The organism is Streptomyces sp. D2-8 (genome assembly GCF_023184515.1).
In the GTDB taxonomy this organism is placed as follows: Bacteria; Actinomycetota; Actinomycetes; order Streptomycetales; family Streptomycetaceae; genus Streptomyces.
The window spans coordinates 70,825-84,762 of record NZ_JAAHBP010000020.1 but is presented as its reverse complement, the minus strand read 5'-3'; the positions used below and the strand labels follow the sequence as shown (position 1 = coordinate 84,762).

The window sequence follows — 13,938 nt, the reverse complement described above, 5'->3', positions numbered from 1 at the left end:
CACTTGCCGAAGCACGAAGAACTCAGCCATGATGACGACCGAACGAACGGTCGGTAGGGAAGGTGGGGCAGATGGCCGCGATACACGCCGATGCGTCGGCGGGCTGCGCAGAGCCGGAGCTGCAGGAGCACTTCGAGGCGACGATCGCCCGCGACCGGCGGATCGAGCCGCGCGACTGGATGCCGGACGGCTACCGCAGGACGCTGATCCGGCAGATCGCGCAGCACGCGCACTCGGAGATCATCGGCATGCAGCCGGAGGGCGAGTGGATCACTGGGGCGCCCTCGCTGCGCCGCAAGGCGATCCTCTTCGCCAAGGTGCAGGACGAGGCCGGGCACGGGCTGTACCTGTACTCGGCGGCGGAGACGCTGGGCGCCGACCGCGCGGATCTGACCGAGCGGCTGATCGAGGGCCGCCAGAAGTATTCGTCGATCTTCAACTACCCGACGCCGTCCTTCGCCGACGTCGGTGTGATCGGCTGGTTCGTGGACGGCGCGGCGATCTGCAACCAGGTGCCGCTGTGCCGCAGTTCGTACGGGCCGTACGCGCGCGCGATGGTGCGGATCTGCAAGGAGGAGTCGTTCCACCAGCGGCAGGGCTACGAACTGCTGATGACGATGATGCGCGGCACCGAGGCCCAGCGCGAGATGGTGCAGGACGCGGTGGACCGCTGGTGGTGGCCGTCCCTGATGATGTTCGGCCCGCCCGACGACGCCTCACCCAACTCCGCGCAGTCCATGGCCTGGAAGATCAAGCGGCACAGCAACGACGAGCTGCGACAGCGCTTCGTCGACATGACCGTCCCGCAGGCCGAGAAGCTCTGTGTCACCCTGCCCGACCCCGAGCTGCGCTGGAACGCCGAGCGTGGCCACCACGACTTCGGCACCCCCGACTGGGACGAGTTGACCAGGGTGATCTCCGGCGACGGGCCCTGCAACGCCGAGCGCGTCGCCCGGCGACGGGCCGCCCACGAGGAGGGCGCCTGGGTGCGGGCGGCGGCCGCCGCGCACGCCGCCAAGCGGGCCGACCGTACCAGCCGTACGCATACACAGAAGGGGGCTGTGGCATGACAGCCGAGAAGAACGACTGGCCGCTGTACGAGGTGTTCGTACGCGGCAAGCGCGGGCTGAACCACGTCCACGTGGGCTCGCTGCACGCCGCCGACGACCGGATGGCCCTCACTCACGCCCGCGACCTGTACACCCGGCGCAACGAGGGCGTGTCGATCTGGGTGGTGCGCAGCGAGCACATCGCCGCCTCCACCCGCGACGAGAAGGACCCCTTCTTCGCGCCCAGCGCCGACAAGGTCTACCGCCACCCCACCTTCTACGACATCCCCGACGACGTCCCCCACATCTGAGGAGCAGGGCATGAGTGACGACCACGTCCACCTGACCCTGGCCGAGGGACACGAGGACGACACCCGCTGGGCGTACGGCACCGGCTTCGAGGACCCGCTGCACGGCGTGGACAGCGCGGTACCCGACGGCATCGACACCGGTGAACTGGCCGCCGTCTGCGTCGCGCTGGCCGACGACGCCCTCGTCCTGGCGCAACGGCTGGCCGAGTGGACCACCCGCGCCCCCGAGCTGGAGGAGGAGGTGGCCCTGGCGAACATCGGACTCGACCTGCTCGGCCAGGCCCGCCTGCTCTACTCCCGGGCCGGCCAGGTCGACGGCACCGGCCGCGACGAGGACGCCTACGCCTACTTCCGCGACGCCCACGACTTCCGCAACGTACGCCTCGCCGAACTCCCGGGCGGCGACTTCGCGTTCTGCGTCGCACGCCTGCTGGTGCTCTCCGCCTGGAGGCTCGCTCACTTCGAGCGGCTCACCGCACACGGCGACCCGGTGCTCGCCGCGATCGCCGCCAAGGGTGTCAAGGAGCTGAGCTATCACCGGCAGTACGCCGCCGAGTGGGTCGTCCGCCTCGGCGACGGCACCGCCGAGTCCCACCACCGGATGCGGGACGCGCTGGAGCAGGTCGCGCCGTACCTGGACGAGCTGTTCACCGTGTACGACGTCCGAGGCGAGGTCGGGGCGGTGCTGAGGCAAGTCACGGAGGCGGCCGGAGTGCCCCTGCCGGAGTGCCGGCCGCTGCCCGGCGCCGGCCGCGACGGCGAGCACACCGAGCACCTCGCCCCACTGCTGGCCGAGCTGCAGAGCGTGGCCCGCGCCCACCCGGACGCGACATGGTGACCGTACTGACGGACGTGCGCCGCGCTCGGCACATCGCCGCGTGCGTGCCGGATCCCGAGTTGCCCATGCTCACCCTGGCCGACCTCGGCGTGCTGCGGGGCGTCGAGGTCGGTGAGGACGGGACGGTCGTCGTCAGCCTCACCCCGACCTACTCCGGCTGCCCGGCCATGGCTGAGATGCGCGCCCAAGTGGCTGCGTGCCTCACGTCGGCCGGATACGGAAAGGTCCGGGTGCGCACGGTGCTCGATCCGCCGTGGACCACGGACTGGATCACACCGAGCGGCCGCCGCACTCTCGCCGAGCACGGCATCGCGCCCCCCGGACCGGCGCCGCGCCCCGCCCCCGGCCCGGTGCCGCTCACACTGTCCCCCACCCGCCCCGCGGTTCCGTGCCCCCGGTGCGGCTCGGCGGACACCGAGGAGACCTCCCACTTCGGCGCCACCTCCTGCAAGGCGCTGTGGCGCTGCCGCGCCTGCCGCGAACCCTTCGAGTACGTCAAGGAGATCTGATGGAGGACCTGCTGCCACCCGGCACCTCCGCCCGCACGCCCGTGCGGCGACGCCGCCCGGCCTTCCACCACCTGCGCGTGGCCGCCGTGCAGCGGCTGTGCGAGGACGCGGTCGCGGTCGACTTCGACATCCCGGACGACCTGGCTGAGGAGTTCGCCTTCACCCCGGGCCAGTCGCTCACCCTGCGCCGCGAGGTCGACGGGCGGGACGAACGGCGCTCCTACTCGATCTGTTCGCCGGTGGGCGCACGGCCGCGAGTCGGGGTGCGCGAAGTGCCCGGCGGGCTGTTCTCCTCCTGGCTGGTCCACGACGTACGGCCCGGCGACACCCTGGAGGTGATGGCCCCGACCGGCGCCTTCACCCCCGACCTCACCGCACCCGGACACCACGTCCTCGTAGCCGCGGGGTCCGGCATCACCCCCATGCTCTCCATCGCCGAGTCGGTCCTCGCCGCCGACGACCGCTCACGGGTCACGCTGTTCTACGGCAACCGCCGCACCGGCTCGGTCATGTTCGCCGACGAACTCGCCGACCTGAAGGACCTCCACCCGGTGCGCTTCCAGCTCGCACACGTCCTCTCCCGCGAGCCCCGCGAGGCCGAGGTGCTCTCCGGCCGCCTGGACGCCGACCGTCTCTCCGCCCTCATCGGCGGGCTGGTCGACGTCAGAGCCGCGGACCACTGGTGGCTGTGCGGGCCCCACGGCATGGTCCGCGATGCCCAACGGGTCCTGGCCGGCCTGGGTGTGCCCGACACTCGTATCCACCAGGAGCTGTTCTACGCGGACGACGCGCCGGTACGGCAGACGCGGGGGCACGAGGAAGCCGCTGCCGAGGGCCCGGTCAGCCAGGTCACCGTCACCCTCGACGGCCGGTCCACCACCGCCGCGCTGCCGCGCGCGGCCACGGTGCTGGACGGCGCCCAGCGGATGCGCCCCGACCTGCCCTTCGCCTGCAAGGGCGGTGTATGCGGTACCTGCCGCGCCCTGGTCACCGAAGGGGAGGCCGACATGCGCCGCAACTTCGCCCTCGAAGCCGCAGAGGTCGAGGCCGGCTATGTGCTGACCTGCCAGACCTTCCCCGTCTCCGAGACGCTGACCGTCGACTTCGACAGCTGAGGAAGCCCATGTCCGTGCACGTGGAAGTCGCCGAAGGCGTCGGCACCATCCGCCTCGACCGCCCTCCGATGAACGCCCTCGACATCGCCACCCAGGACCGGCTCGGCGAGCTCGCCGCAGAGGTGACGGAGCGCGACGACATCCGCGCGCTGATCCTGTACGGCGGCGAGAGGGTGTTCGCGGCCGGAGCAGACATCAAGGAGATGGAGCTCCTCGACCACGCGGGCATGGTCAGGCGCTCGCGCCCGCTCCAGGACGCCTTCACCGCCGTGGCTCGCATCCCCAAGCCGGTCGTCGCCGCGATCACCGGATACGCACTCGGAGGCGGCTGCGAGCTGGCCCTGTGCGCCGACTACCGGATCGCCGCCGACAGCGCCAGACTCGGCCAGCCCGAGATTCTCCTCGGCCTGATCCCCGGCGCGGGCGGCACCCAGCGCCTGTCCCGGCTCGTGGGCCCCTCCAAGGCCAAGGACCTCGTCTTCACCGGCCGGATGGTCAGGGCCGACGAGGCTCTTCGGATCGGCTTGGTCGACCTCGTGGTCCCGGCCGCCGAGGTGTACGAGCAGGCGCGGACCTGGGCCTCCCGGCTGGCCAAGGGCCCCGCACTCGCCCTGCGGGCCGCCAAGGAGTCGATCGACCAGGGCCTGGAGACCGACCTCGAGACCGGTCTCACCATCGAGCGCAACTGGTTCGCGGGCCTGTTCGCGACAGAGGACCGCGAGCGGGGGATGCGCAGCTTCGTCGAGGAAGGCCCTGGCAGGGCGACGTTTCTCTGATACGGACACCACCAGCCCCGGAACGTGACCACCGCGGCCGGGACGGTCGAGGTCAAGGCTCCACGTGTCAACGACAAGCGCAATCGACGCGGAGACGGGCGAGCGCAAGCGGTTCTCCTCGGCGATCCTGCCGCCCTGGGGCAGGAAGTCCCCGAAGATCAGCGAGGTGTTGCCCGCGCTCGAGCAGTTCCTCGGCTCCTAACCGGCCTTTCCCCGGCCACCGTGACCCGGCTGACCACCCGGTGGCAGGCCGACCACAAAGCGTTCGGCGAGCGCGACCTGTCCGCCACGGACTACGTCTACGTCTGGGCCGACGGCGGCATCCACCTGCGCATTCGACTGGAAGAGGCCAAGGCCGCCGTCCTGGTCGTGAAGGGCGTGCGCACGGACGGCACCAAGGAATGGATCGCCATGGCCGACGGCTACCGTCCTCGCCGTCGGCGACGGCGCCCTCGGCTTCTGGAATGCCCTTCACGAGGTCTTCCCCGAAACCCGCCACCAAAAGGTGTTGGGTTCACAAAACGTGTCACCAAGGGGGCCGGCTACCGCGCGCGGCCACCCTGGCGATGGTGTTCAAGCTCGTCGAGCCCTCCCAGCCCCGAAGCCGGGCCGTCAACGCACCCCACTTGTCGCCCTGCTGAGGGCCGGAGCCCGCTTCGAACGCGGCGAGCTTCTCGAACGCCCCGAGACCCTCGCGGCATAAGGCAAGACCACCATGACCGACTACGACACCAGCACACACACCGCGAGTGAACTGGTCCGCCTCGTCACCGGCCACCTCGACGTGATCTTCACCGAGCGCGAAAGTGACTACCGGGGCGTCTACCACCTCGACCAGGGCACTTACGGACGCATCGAGATCCAACCGAACGCCATCCCCGGAGACGACGACCAGGACGACCTCTACACCCGGAACACCCGGCGGTCCGGGTCCTCGTGCTCACCAACACCCCGGCCCCAGAGCCCACCCTGCACACCCGCCCGGGCACCATCCAAGGTCTCGTGCACCTGGGCCGCGAATCATGGTGAGCCGCTGCTGACCCACAACTCTTGACAATTTCTTGTGTCGGCGGCCGTTGACTGCTGTACAGGCGTTCTACTGGGCCAGCCTGTCTGCTACATCTGCCCAGCGCCCTGGCTCGTCGCCGCAACCTGAACGGAGTGGAAGCGGGCTGTCAGCTTTGCCGCCGACTGTTCTTCCTGTCGCGGTACGCCGGGGCCCTGCCGCCGCCCCGCGCGTGCGTCGCCAACAGCGGCAGTGTGCGGGGCTCCACCACCGTGGAAAGGACCACGACGCTGGTCGAGCGTGCGATGTGCGGGGAACGGGTGACTTCCAGGAGAGCCTCCTGCAGTTCCTCCTGGTTCCGGGCGGCCAGGCGGCAGAGCACATCGCCGGTTCCGGTGGTCGCGAAGGCGTCCAGCACCGCTGGATGGCGCTCGAGTACTTCGCGGACCTCGTGCAACGCGCCCTGTGCGATCTCGAGCGTCACGAAGGCCTGGACGACGTAGCCCGCGGCATGCAGATCGATGTCTGGCCCGTATCCGTTGATCACGCCGGCGGATTCCATCTTCTCGATCCGGGACTGCACCGTCGCTCGCGCTACGCCGGTCAGTCTGGACAACTCCAGGTGCCCCCCGCGGGGGTGGTCCTTGAGGGCGTTCAGCAGGGCGACGTCCAGCTCGTCGAGGCCGCTCATGGGCAGCTACCTTTCACCAGTGCCAGGGTCAAGCGCTATAAGTAGGCACAACGTATAGCAGAGGCGCAATACTGCCAGGCTGGCTTGGCAGACCGACTAGTCAATGATGGCTATGTTGCGCAGTTGCGGGCCTGCCCGTTCATACTCCTGCTGCCAACCCGTGTCGCCCGGCGACATCGAGCCAGCGGAGAGAACCATGAGCCTCGAGCAGACCCTTACCGACCAGGAGCGACTGGCAGACCTCGGCCTCGACCAGCTGAAGCAGCTGGTCGGCCTGGTCTCCTACGACGACACCACGGACCCCTTTCCGGTGACCGGATGGGATGCCGTCGAGTGGGTGGTCGGCAACGCCAAGCAGACGGCGCACTTTTTCCAGTCCGCCCTGGGAATGGAGCTCGCGGCCTACTCCGGCCCCGAGCACGGCAATCGCGATCACCACGCCTACGTCCTCAGAAGCGGCGCCGTCCGCTTCGTCGTCAAGGGCGGCGTGGACCCTGACAGCCCGCTGCACGACCACCATCGCAAGCACGGTGACGGCGTCATCGACATCGCTCTCGAGGTGCCGGATGTGGATCGCTGCATCGAGCACGCCCGCAGCCAGGGTGCGACGGTGCTGGAGGAGCCCCACGACGTCGAGGACGAGCACGGGGTGCTGCGCGTCGCGGCCATCGCCACCTACGGCGAGACCCGGCACACCCTGGTGGACCGCTCGCGCTACGAAGGCGTGTACCGGCCCGGCTATGTCGGCAAGGCCTCGTCCTATGTCAAGCGCCCGGGCGCGCCGAAGCGCCTGTTCCAGGCCCTGGACCACGTCGTGGGCAACGTGGAACTCGGCCGCATGGACGAATGGGTGGACTTCTACAACCGCGTCATGGGCTTCACGAACATGGCGGAGTTCATCGGCGACGACATCGCGACCGACTACTCGGCCCTCATGTCGAAGGTGGTGGCCAACGGCAACCACCGGGTGAAGTTCCCGCTCAACGAGCCGGCCGTCGCCAAGAAGAAGTCGCAGATCGACGAGTACCTCGAGTTCTACCAGGGACCGGGGGCGCAGCACCTGGCTCTGGCGACGAACGACATCCTCCGCACCGTGGACTGCCTCCGGGAGGAGGGCATCGAGTTCCTCGCCACCCCGGACTCCTACTACGAGGACCCGGAGCTGCGCGCGCGCATCGGTGAGGTCCGCGTCCCCATCGAGGAGCTGCACAACCGCGGCATCCTGGTCGACCGTGACGAGGACGGCTACCTCCTGCAGATCTTCACCAAGCCGATCGGGGACCGTCCCACCGTCTTCTTCGAGTTCATCGAACGTCATGGCTCCCTCGGCTTCGGCAAGGGCAACTTCAAGGCGCTCTTCGAGGCACTGGAGCGCGAGCAGGAGCGGCGGGGGAACCTTTAGCCGTCGTCCGCGCCGGGCCACCATCATCGAAGGAGCGAAAGATGGCTCACTACCTCAGCGTCGGACCTGTCCCGCCCAAGCGTCACACCCAGTACCGCGCTCCCACCGGCGGGCTGTACTACGAGGAGTTGATGGGCGAAGAGGGGTTCTCCTCGGACTCCTCCCTGCTGTACCACGCAGATATCCCGTCGGCCATCCTGGGCGCGCGGAACTGGGAGCTTCCGGACCAGAACACCGTGGCGAACCACCCCCTGAAGCCCCGTCATCTCAGGCTCCACGACCTGTTCCCCAACCAGGACTGGACCACCACCGACGCAGTGACCGGGCGGCGTCTGGTGCTGGGAAACGCCGATGTGCGGCTCGGCTACGCCGCGGTCGGCCGGCCCTCACCGCTGTACCGGAACGCCACCGGCGACGAGTGCGTCTACGTCGAATCCGGATCGGGGGTGGTCGAGACGGTCTTCGGTGACCTGACGGTGGGGCAGGGCGACTACGTCGTCCTCCCTCGGGCCACCACCCACCGATGGGTGCCCTGCGGCGAAGTACCGCTGCGGCTGTATTTCATCGAGGCGAACAGCCACATCACTCCGCCCCGGCGCTTCCTGTCCCGCTACGGGCAGTTCCTGGAACACTCCCCCTACTGTGAGCGTGACCTGCGCGTGCCGACGGCACCTCGGGTGGTCGATGAGCAGCACGTCGAGGTCTACATCAAGCACCACGGCCATGGTGCCGGTGGGCTCGCGGGTACGGTCCATGTCCTGCCGCGGCACCCCTTCGACGTGGTGGCATGGGACGGGTGCCTGTATCCGTACGCCTTCAACGTCTCGGACTACGAGCCGATCACCGGGCGTATCCACCAACCGCCTCCAGCGCACCAGGTGTTCGAGGGCAACAACTTCGTGATCTGCAACTTCGTGCCTCGCAAGGTGGATTACCACCCCTCGGCCGTACCGGTCCCGTACTACCACGCCAATGTGGACTCCGACGAGGTCATGTTCTACGTCGACGGTGACTACGAGGCACGCAAGGGCTCCGGCATCGGTCAGGGCTCGGCCTCGCTTCACCCCGGCGGTCATTCGCACGGGCCGCAGCCGGGCGCCGTCGAGCGCAGTCTGGGGGCGGAGTTCTTCGATGAGCTGGCGGTGATGGTCGACACCTTCCGGCCGCTGGAACTCGGCGAAGGCGGCCAGGCGGTCGACGACGGGACGTATGCCTGGTCGTGGGCCCGAGGAGCCGCATCGTGACCACGCAGCCGTCACGCACGGGCGCCGGCGCGCCGAGCACGCCGTGGGCGGAGGAGTTCGGCCGATTCCTCGACGACGCCGCGCTCTTCCCGCCGGGCAACGCCCCCATGGCCACGGCGGTGGCCCGACACTGGAAGCATCGCGCCGCCTGGTACGGGCCGGTGGTGGGGACCTTCGTCTGCCCCGACCGACGCTGGGACGAGCTCGTCGGCCAACTGGACGGTGAGGGGCCGGTGCTCGACCTGTCTCTGGTCGTCGTCGACGGTCCGGAATCCCTTGCCGCCGGCGTGGCCCGCGCACAGGCGCACCCACGCGTCCGCCTCAGGGCGGTGGAGCTGCCGGTCACGGGCAGCACGCCCGGTGAACCGGAGGCGCTGATGCAGACCATCGCCGCGGCCGTTCCCCGGACGGTGGCCGTCTACGCCGAGGTGGGACTCGGCCCAGGTGTGCACCAGACCGTACAGGCTGTGGCCCAGGCCGGTTTCTGTGTCAAGTTCCGCACGGGCGGAACGCGGGCGGACTCCTTCCCCGACGAAACACGGCTCGCCGCGGCACTGGTGTGCGCCCTGCGGCTCGGTGTCCCGTTCAAGCTCACTGCCGGTCTGCACCACGCCGTCCGCCACACCGGGCCCGGTGCCGGGTTCGAGCACCACGGGTTCCTCAACGTGATGGCAGCAGTCGCCGCGGCTCACGAAGGAGCGGGCGAGGAGACCGTCGCCTCCGTACTGGCCTGCAGGGAACCGGAGAGCGTCGCACGCAGGTGCACACCGCACGCACGGGCCGCGGCCCGTGCCTGGTTCACCTCCTTCGGAACCTGCAGTATCGACGAACCGCTGGACGACCTCAGCGCTCTGCGGTTGGTGGGAAGGGACTGACTGACATGCCACCTCACTCCACACCTCGCCTCATTCGGTCCTGGGTGCCGATGCGACAGGACCACCCCTTCGGCATCCAGACCCTGCCCTACGGGTCGTTCACCCGAGCGGACGGCCGCGCCCGGGTCGGCGTCGCGATCGGGGACCACGTCCTCGACCTGTCGGCGGCCTGGCCGGCGCTGGCCCCTGCTGAGGAAGACCTCTTCGCCACGGGATCACTGGACCGGTTCCTCGCCGCAGGCCCCTCGTCATGGGACCGCGTCAGATGCGCTGTCACCAGGTGGCTCAGCGACGAGCGGGAACGTGAGCACGTCCACGGTTTCCTGCTGCCCTCCGCGGAAGCGACGATGGTCCTGCCCTTCACGGTTGCCGACTACGTCGACTTCTACGCCTCCGAGCACCATGCCGCGAACCTGGGGAGGATGTTCCGGCCCAGCACCGATCCCCTGACGGCGAACTGGAAGCACATGCCGATCGGATATCACGGCCGCGCGGGGACCGTCGTCGTCTCCGGAACCCCCATCGCCCGGCCCCAGGGCCAGCAGCGCACCGCGGAAGGCGCCATCACGGTCGGCCCCAGCCTGCGGCTCGACATCGAGGCCGAACTCGGCTTCGTCGTGGGAGTGCCCACCGCCCTGGGCGAGCAGGTCCCCGTCAGCGCCTTCGACCAGTATGTCTTCGGTGTCTGCCTGGTCAACGACTGGTCGGCACGCGACATCCAGGCATGGGAGTACGTCCCGCTCGGGCCGTTCCTGGGCAAGTCCTTCGCCACCTCCCTCTCGCCGTGGATCGTGCCTCTCGCCGCGCTGGAGGAGGCGCGCACCGCGCCCCCGCCGCGTGACCCGCGACCGGTCACCTATCTCGACGACAGCGGTGAGGCCCCGTGGGGGCTGGATGTGCGGCTCCAGGTCAGCGTCAACGGCACCCAGGTCAGCGAGCCGTGCTTCGCGGACATGTACTGGACCGCCGCCCAGCAACTGGCCCACATGACCTTCAACGGCGCGAGCCTGCGGACCGGTGACCTCTTCGCCTCGGGAACGATCAGCGGTCCCACCGAGCAGAGCCGGGGATCGCTCATCGAACTCACGTGGAACGGCCGGGATCCGCTGGAGATCAACGGCGGTCGGCGCACTTTCCTCGAAGACGGTGACGAGGTGGTCATCACGGCGACCGCCCCAGGCCCGGCCGGAACCTTCGTCGGTCTGGGCGAAGTAAGAGGCAGGGTGACGCCTCCCCTCGCGGGAGGGTGGTCCAGCGGATCATCACCGACCTCGCTGTCCTCGACATCACCGAATCCGGCCTGAGTCCCGCTGGGCACGGGATAAGCCAGCAGGATCGTCGACGCGAACAGTGGTCGGCGGCTCTGCCTTATCCGACCAATCCCGCTCCCGAACGGTGCATCGGACCGGGCACACAGGTCACGAACGAGCATCGGTCTCCGGCTATCACTGAGACACTTGCCCGCTCTGCCCGTAGTCGATCAAGCGGGTGCCCCGCCTGGACGTTGGTGAGACAGGAGGGGCTCTGAGATATGCGCGCTGTTCATAACCTAGCCCGCGCCGCCCTGGCCCTCGCCGAACTCGGCTACCGGGTCGAGGAGATACTCGGCGGCTTCGAGTACTGGGTGCGCGAGGGCCTCGCGTTCAAGACCTGGCAGGGGCGCGAGCGCCGGGCCCCGGACCCTCTGACGGCGCCCGCGGACGCAGGCGACTGCGGCAGCTGAACCCCCGATTTTTTGCCGCGAGTTGACCCTGTAGGTTCTTGCGCCATGGTGCGATACGCGGAGCCGGGCGCAGTGGAATGGGTGGAGTCGGGCGGCGGGCCGCTGATAGCGGTGCCGGAGACCGTCCTGCCGTTCTGGGCGGGTGCCGACGGCGAGGAGACGGCCTCGGACTACGACCGGGCCTGCGAGGTGGACGGCCATGTCGGCCTCCTCCCGGTCGGCGACTGCACCGCCCTGGTCCTCGGTGACGAGCCCGCCTCGACCGCCTATCTGCCCGACCACGGCATGTTCGTCCGGTGGTGCGCCGGCAACTCCGAGGACGAACTGCTGGCCAGCGTCCCGCCCTCGATCGCCGGGGCGGAGTGGGAGCCGGAGGTGCACTGGGACGTGCCGGGCACGGTCCTGCTGTTCGACGCGGCGTGGCCCGGGTCGGACCCGTCGGGGTCCGACCGCGTGCGGGTGGTGCTGGAGCCGGGCCGGTACGCGGTCCGCGCGGCAAGGGTCGAGCCGGGCCCGGAGACCTGGCTCGGCCTGGTCCAACTCCGGTTGCTCGCACGGAGATAGCGCCCCGAGCGACTGACGGGGAGATCGGCATCGGGCATGCCCGACGACCCGCCCGCCTCATCGCCTGGCTCGCAACCGACGAGGCGGGCTGGATCACCGGTGAGGTCATCAGCTCCGAGGGCGGATTCCGGCGCTGATCAGAGGGCTGACAGCTCGTCCACCAGGTCGTCGAGGCCCAGCGAACCCTGCGACAGCGCCGCCATGTGCCAGGCCTTCGGGTCGAAGGCGTCACCGTGCCGCTTACGGGCGTTCTCGCGGCCCAGCAGCCAGGCCCGCTCGCCGAGCTTGTAGCCGATGGCCTGGCCCGGCATGGACAGGTAGCGGGTCAGCTCGCTCTCCACGAAGTCCGCCGGCCGGCTGCTGTGCGAGCCGAAGAACTCCTGCGCCAGCTCGGCCGTCCAGAGCTCGCCGGGGTGGAAGGGCGAGTCGTCCGGGATCGTCAGCTCCAGGTGCATGCCGATGTCGATGATGACGCGCACGGCCCGCATCATCTGTGCGTCCAGGTAGCCGAGCCGGCGCTCCGGGTCGGTCAGGAAGCCCAGTTCGTCCATCAGCCGCTCCGCGTACAGCGCCCAGCCCTCGGCGTTGGCGCTCACCATGCCGACGCTCGCCTGGTAGCGGGAGAGGTTCTCCGCCACGTGCTTCCACTGGGCCAGCTGGAGGTGATGGCCCGGCACGCCCTCGTGGTACCAGGTCGACACCAGGTCGTAGACCGGGAAGCGCGTCTCGCCCATGGTGGGCAGCCAGGTGCAGCCCGGGCGTGAGAAGTCGTCCGACGGCGGCGTGTAGTAGGGGGCCGCGGCGCTGCCCGGAGGGGCGATGCGCGACTCCACCCGGCGTACCCGCTCGGCCAGGTCGAAGTGGGTGCCGTCCAGCGCGTTGATCGCCTCGTCCATGAGGCTCTGGAGCCAGTCGCGGACCTCGTCGACGCCCTCGATGTGTGTGCCCTGCTCGTCGAGGTGGGCCAGCGCCTCCCACGGCGTGCCGGCACCCGGCAGGATCTTCTCGGCCTCGCTCTTCATCTCGCCGAGCAGGCGGTGGTACTCGGACCAGCCGTAGGCGTACGCCTCGTCCAGGTCGAGGTCCGTCCCGTTGAAGTAGCGCACCCAGCGCGCGTACCGCTCCCGGCCCACCACGTCCGGCGCGCCCTCGATCGCCGGGGCGTACACGTCCCGCATCCAGTCGTGCAGCCGGACGACGGCCTCGGTGGCCGAGCGGGCCGCGGCGTCCAGCTCGGACCGCAGGGAATCGGGGCCGGCGGCCGCGTACTGCTCGAACCAGCCGTGGCCTTCGCCGTCCGCGTCGGCCCACTCGCCGAGCTGCTGCACGAAGGTGGCCGTGGCGCGGGGCCCGCCGTACAGCTTGCGCTCCAGGCCGAGCGCCAGGGACTCCCGGTAGCCCTCGAGCGCGGCCGGGACCGCGCGGAGCCGCTCGGCGATCGCCGTCCAGTCCTCCTCCGTCTGCGCCGGCGTCACGGTGAACACCTGCCGCACCGCATGGGCGATGGAGCTCAGGTTGCTGACGGACCGCAGGCTCTCGTCGGCCTCGTGCACCGCGAGTTCGGCGCCCAGCCGCTCACGCAGCAGCCGCGCGCACCGGCGTTCGATGTCACTGTCCGCGCCGGGCAGCCGCTCGGCCTCGTCCAGCCGGGCCAGCGTCCGGCGCGCCAGCTCCGCGAGTGCCTCCTGGCCCGCGGGCGAGGTGTCGGGCAGCCTGCTCGAACTCTCCTTGTCGCCGAGGAATGTGCCGGTGATCGGGTCGAGGGCGACGAGCTCGTCGACGTACGCGTCGGCGACTTCACGGGGCAGCGGGCTCTTGATCTCAGACATGCGGCC

At 69.8% G+C, this 13,938-nt stretch carries 14 protein-coding genes and 2 pseudogenes; 14 read left to right on the top strand and 2 right to left on the bottom strand.

Annotated features, from left to right (window positions below):
• The first annotated feature begins 71 nt into the window (after positions 1-71).
• From paaA to G3I77_RS29755, 8 genes and pseudogenes are all read left to right on the top strand, one after another.
• Positions 72-1,070, top strand: coding sequence for a 1,2-phenylacetyl-CoA epoxidase subunit PaaA (gene paaA / locus G3I77_RS29790; RefSeq protein WP_248508445.1), 999 nt, complete (start codon positions 72-74; stop codon positions 1,068-1,070).
• On the top strand, positions 1,067-1,360 hold the full coding sequence (paaB, locus tag G3I77_RS29785; RefSeq protein ID WP_248508443.1) for a 1,2-phenylacetyl-CoA epoxidase subunit PaaB: 294 nt from the start codon (positions 1,067-1,069) through the stop codon (positions 1,358-1,360). The genes paaA and paaB overlap by 4 nt, the downstream gene beginning before the upstream one ends.
• A gap of 10 nt (positions 1,361-1,370) precedes the next feature.
• Positions 1,371-2,198 (top strand): 1,2-phenylacetyl-CoA epoxidase subunit PaaC, encoded by an 828-nt coding sequence (gene paaC / locus G3I77_RS29780; protein WP_248508441.1) that lies wholly within the window; start codon positions 1,371-1,373, stop codon positions 2,196-2,198.
• Positions 2,192-2,707, top strand: coding sequence for a 1,2-phenylacetyl-CoA epoxidase subunit PaaD (gene paaD / locus G3I77_RS29775; protein WP_248508439.1), 516 nt, complete (start codon positions 2,192-2,194; stop codon positions 2,705-2,707). Before paaC ends, paaD begins: the two co-directional genes overlap by 7 nt.
• Positions 2,707-3,822, top strand: a complete 1,116-nt coding sequence (gene paaE, locus G3I77_RS29770; RefSeq protein ID WP_248508437.1) for a 1,2-phenylacetyl-CoA epoxidase subunit PaaE — start codon at positions 2,707-2,709, stop codon at positions 3,820-3,822. Before paaD ends, paaE begins: the two co-directional genes overlap by 1 nt.
• 8 nt (positions 3,823-3,830) lie before the next feature.
• Positions 3,831-4,598: an enoyl-CoA hydratase/isomerase family protein gene (locus G3I77_RS29765; RefSeq protein ID WP_248508435.1), complete on the top strand. Its 768-nt coding sequence runs from the start codon at positions 3,831-3,833 to the stop codon at positions 4,596-4,598.
• 3 nt (positions 4,599-4,601) lie between these two features.
• A pseudogene (locus G3I77_RS29760) lies at positions 4,602-5,301 on the top strand (transposase); the annotation flags it as partial.
• Positions 5,302-5,313: 12 nt separating this feature from the next.
• Complete coding sequence (locus tag G3I77_RS29755) at positions 5,314-5,652, top strand: hypothetical protein (RefSeq protein WP_248508433.1); 339 nt, start codon at positions 5,314-5,316, stop codon at positions 5,650-5,652.
• A gap of 121 nt (positions 5,653-5,773) precedes the next feature.
• On the opposite strand, the gene G3I77_RS29750 is transcribed toward G3I77_RS29755, so the two are convergent.
• Positions 5,774-6,295, bottom strand: coding sequence for an Lrp/AsnC family transcriptional regulator (locus G3I77_RS29750; RefSeq protein ID WP_248508431.1), 522 nt, complete (start codon positions 6,293-6,295; stop codon positions 5,774-5,776).
• A 196-nt stretch (positions 6,296-6,491) separates the two neighbouring features.
• On the opposite strand from G3I77_RS29750, the gene hppD reads away from it, so the two are divergent.
• From hppD to G3I77_RS29720, 6 genes and pseudogenes are all read left to right on the top strand, one after another.
• Positions 6,492-7,697, top strand: coding sequence for a 4-hydroxyphenylpyruvate dioxygenase (gene hppD / locus G3I77_RS29745; protein ID WP_248508429.1), 1,206 nt, complete (start codon positions 6,492-6,494; stop codon positions 7,695-7,697).
• A 41-nt stretch (positions 7,698-7,738) separates the two neighbouring features.
• A complete protein-coding gene (locus tag G3I77_RS29740) occupies positions 7,739-8,941 on the top strand; it encodes a homogentisate 1,2-dioxygenase (protein ID WP_248508427.1) in 1,203 nt (400 codons plus the stop codon).
• A complete protein-coding gene (locus G3I77_RS29735; RefSeq protein WP_248508425.1) occupies positions 8,938-9,816 on the top strand; it encodes a hypothetical protein in 879 nt (292 codons plus the stop codon). The genes G3I77_RS29740 and G3I77_RS29735 overlap by 4 nt, the downstream gene beginning before the upstream one ends.
• A 5-nt stretch (positions 9,817-9,821) precedes the next feature.
• Positions 9,822-11,120: a fumarylacetoacetase gene (gene fahA, locus G3I77_RS29730; protein ID WP_374387265.1), complete on the top strand. Its 1,299-nt coding sequence runs from the start codon at positions 9,822-9,824 to the stop codon at positions 11,118-11,120.
• A 251-nt stretch (positions 11,121-11,371) separates the two neighbouring features.
• Positions 11,372-11,539, top strand: a pseudogene (locus G3I77_RS29725) (rhodanese-like domain-containing protein); the annotation flags it as partial.
• 45 nt (positions 11,540-11,584) lie between these two features.
• Positions 11,585-12,103 carry an immunity 21 family protein gene (locus G3I77_RS29720; protein ID WP_248508421.1) on the top strand — a complete coding sequence of 173 codons (519 nt, stop codon included), beginning with the start codon at positions 11,585-11,587 and terminating at the stop codon, positions 12,101-12,103.
• Positions 12,104-12,240: 137 nt separating this feature from the next.
• On the opposite strand, the gene G3I77_RS29710 is transcribed toward G3I77_RS29720, so the two are convergent.
• Positions 12,241-13,932: a DUF885 domain-containing protein gene (locus tag G3I77_RS29710; protein ID WP_248508419.1), complete on the bottom strand. Its 1,692-nt coding sequence runs from the start codon at positions 13,930-13,932 to the stop codon at positions 12,241-12,243.
• Positions 13,933-13,938: the final 6 nt, after the last annotated feature.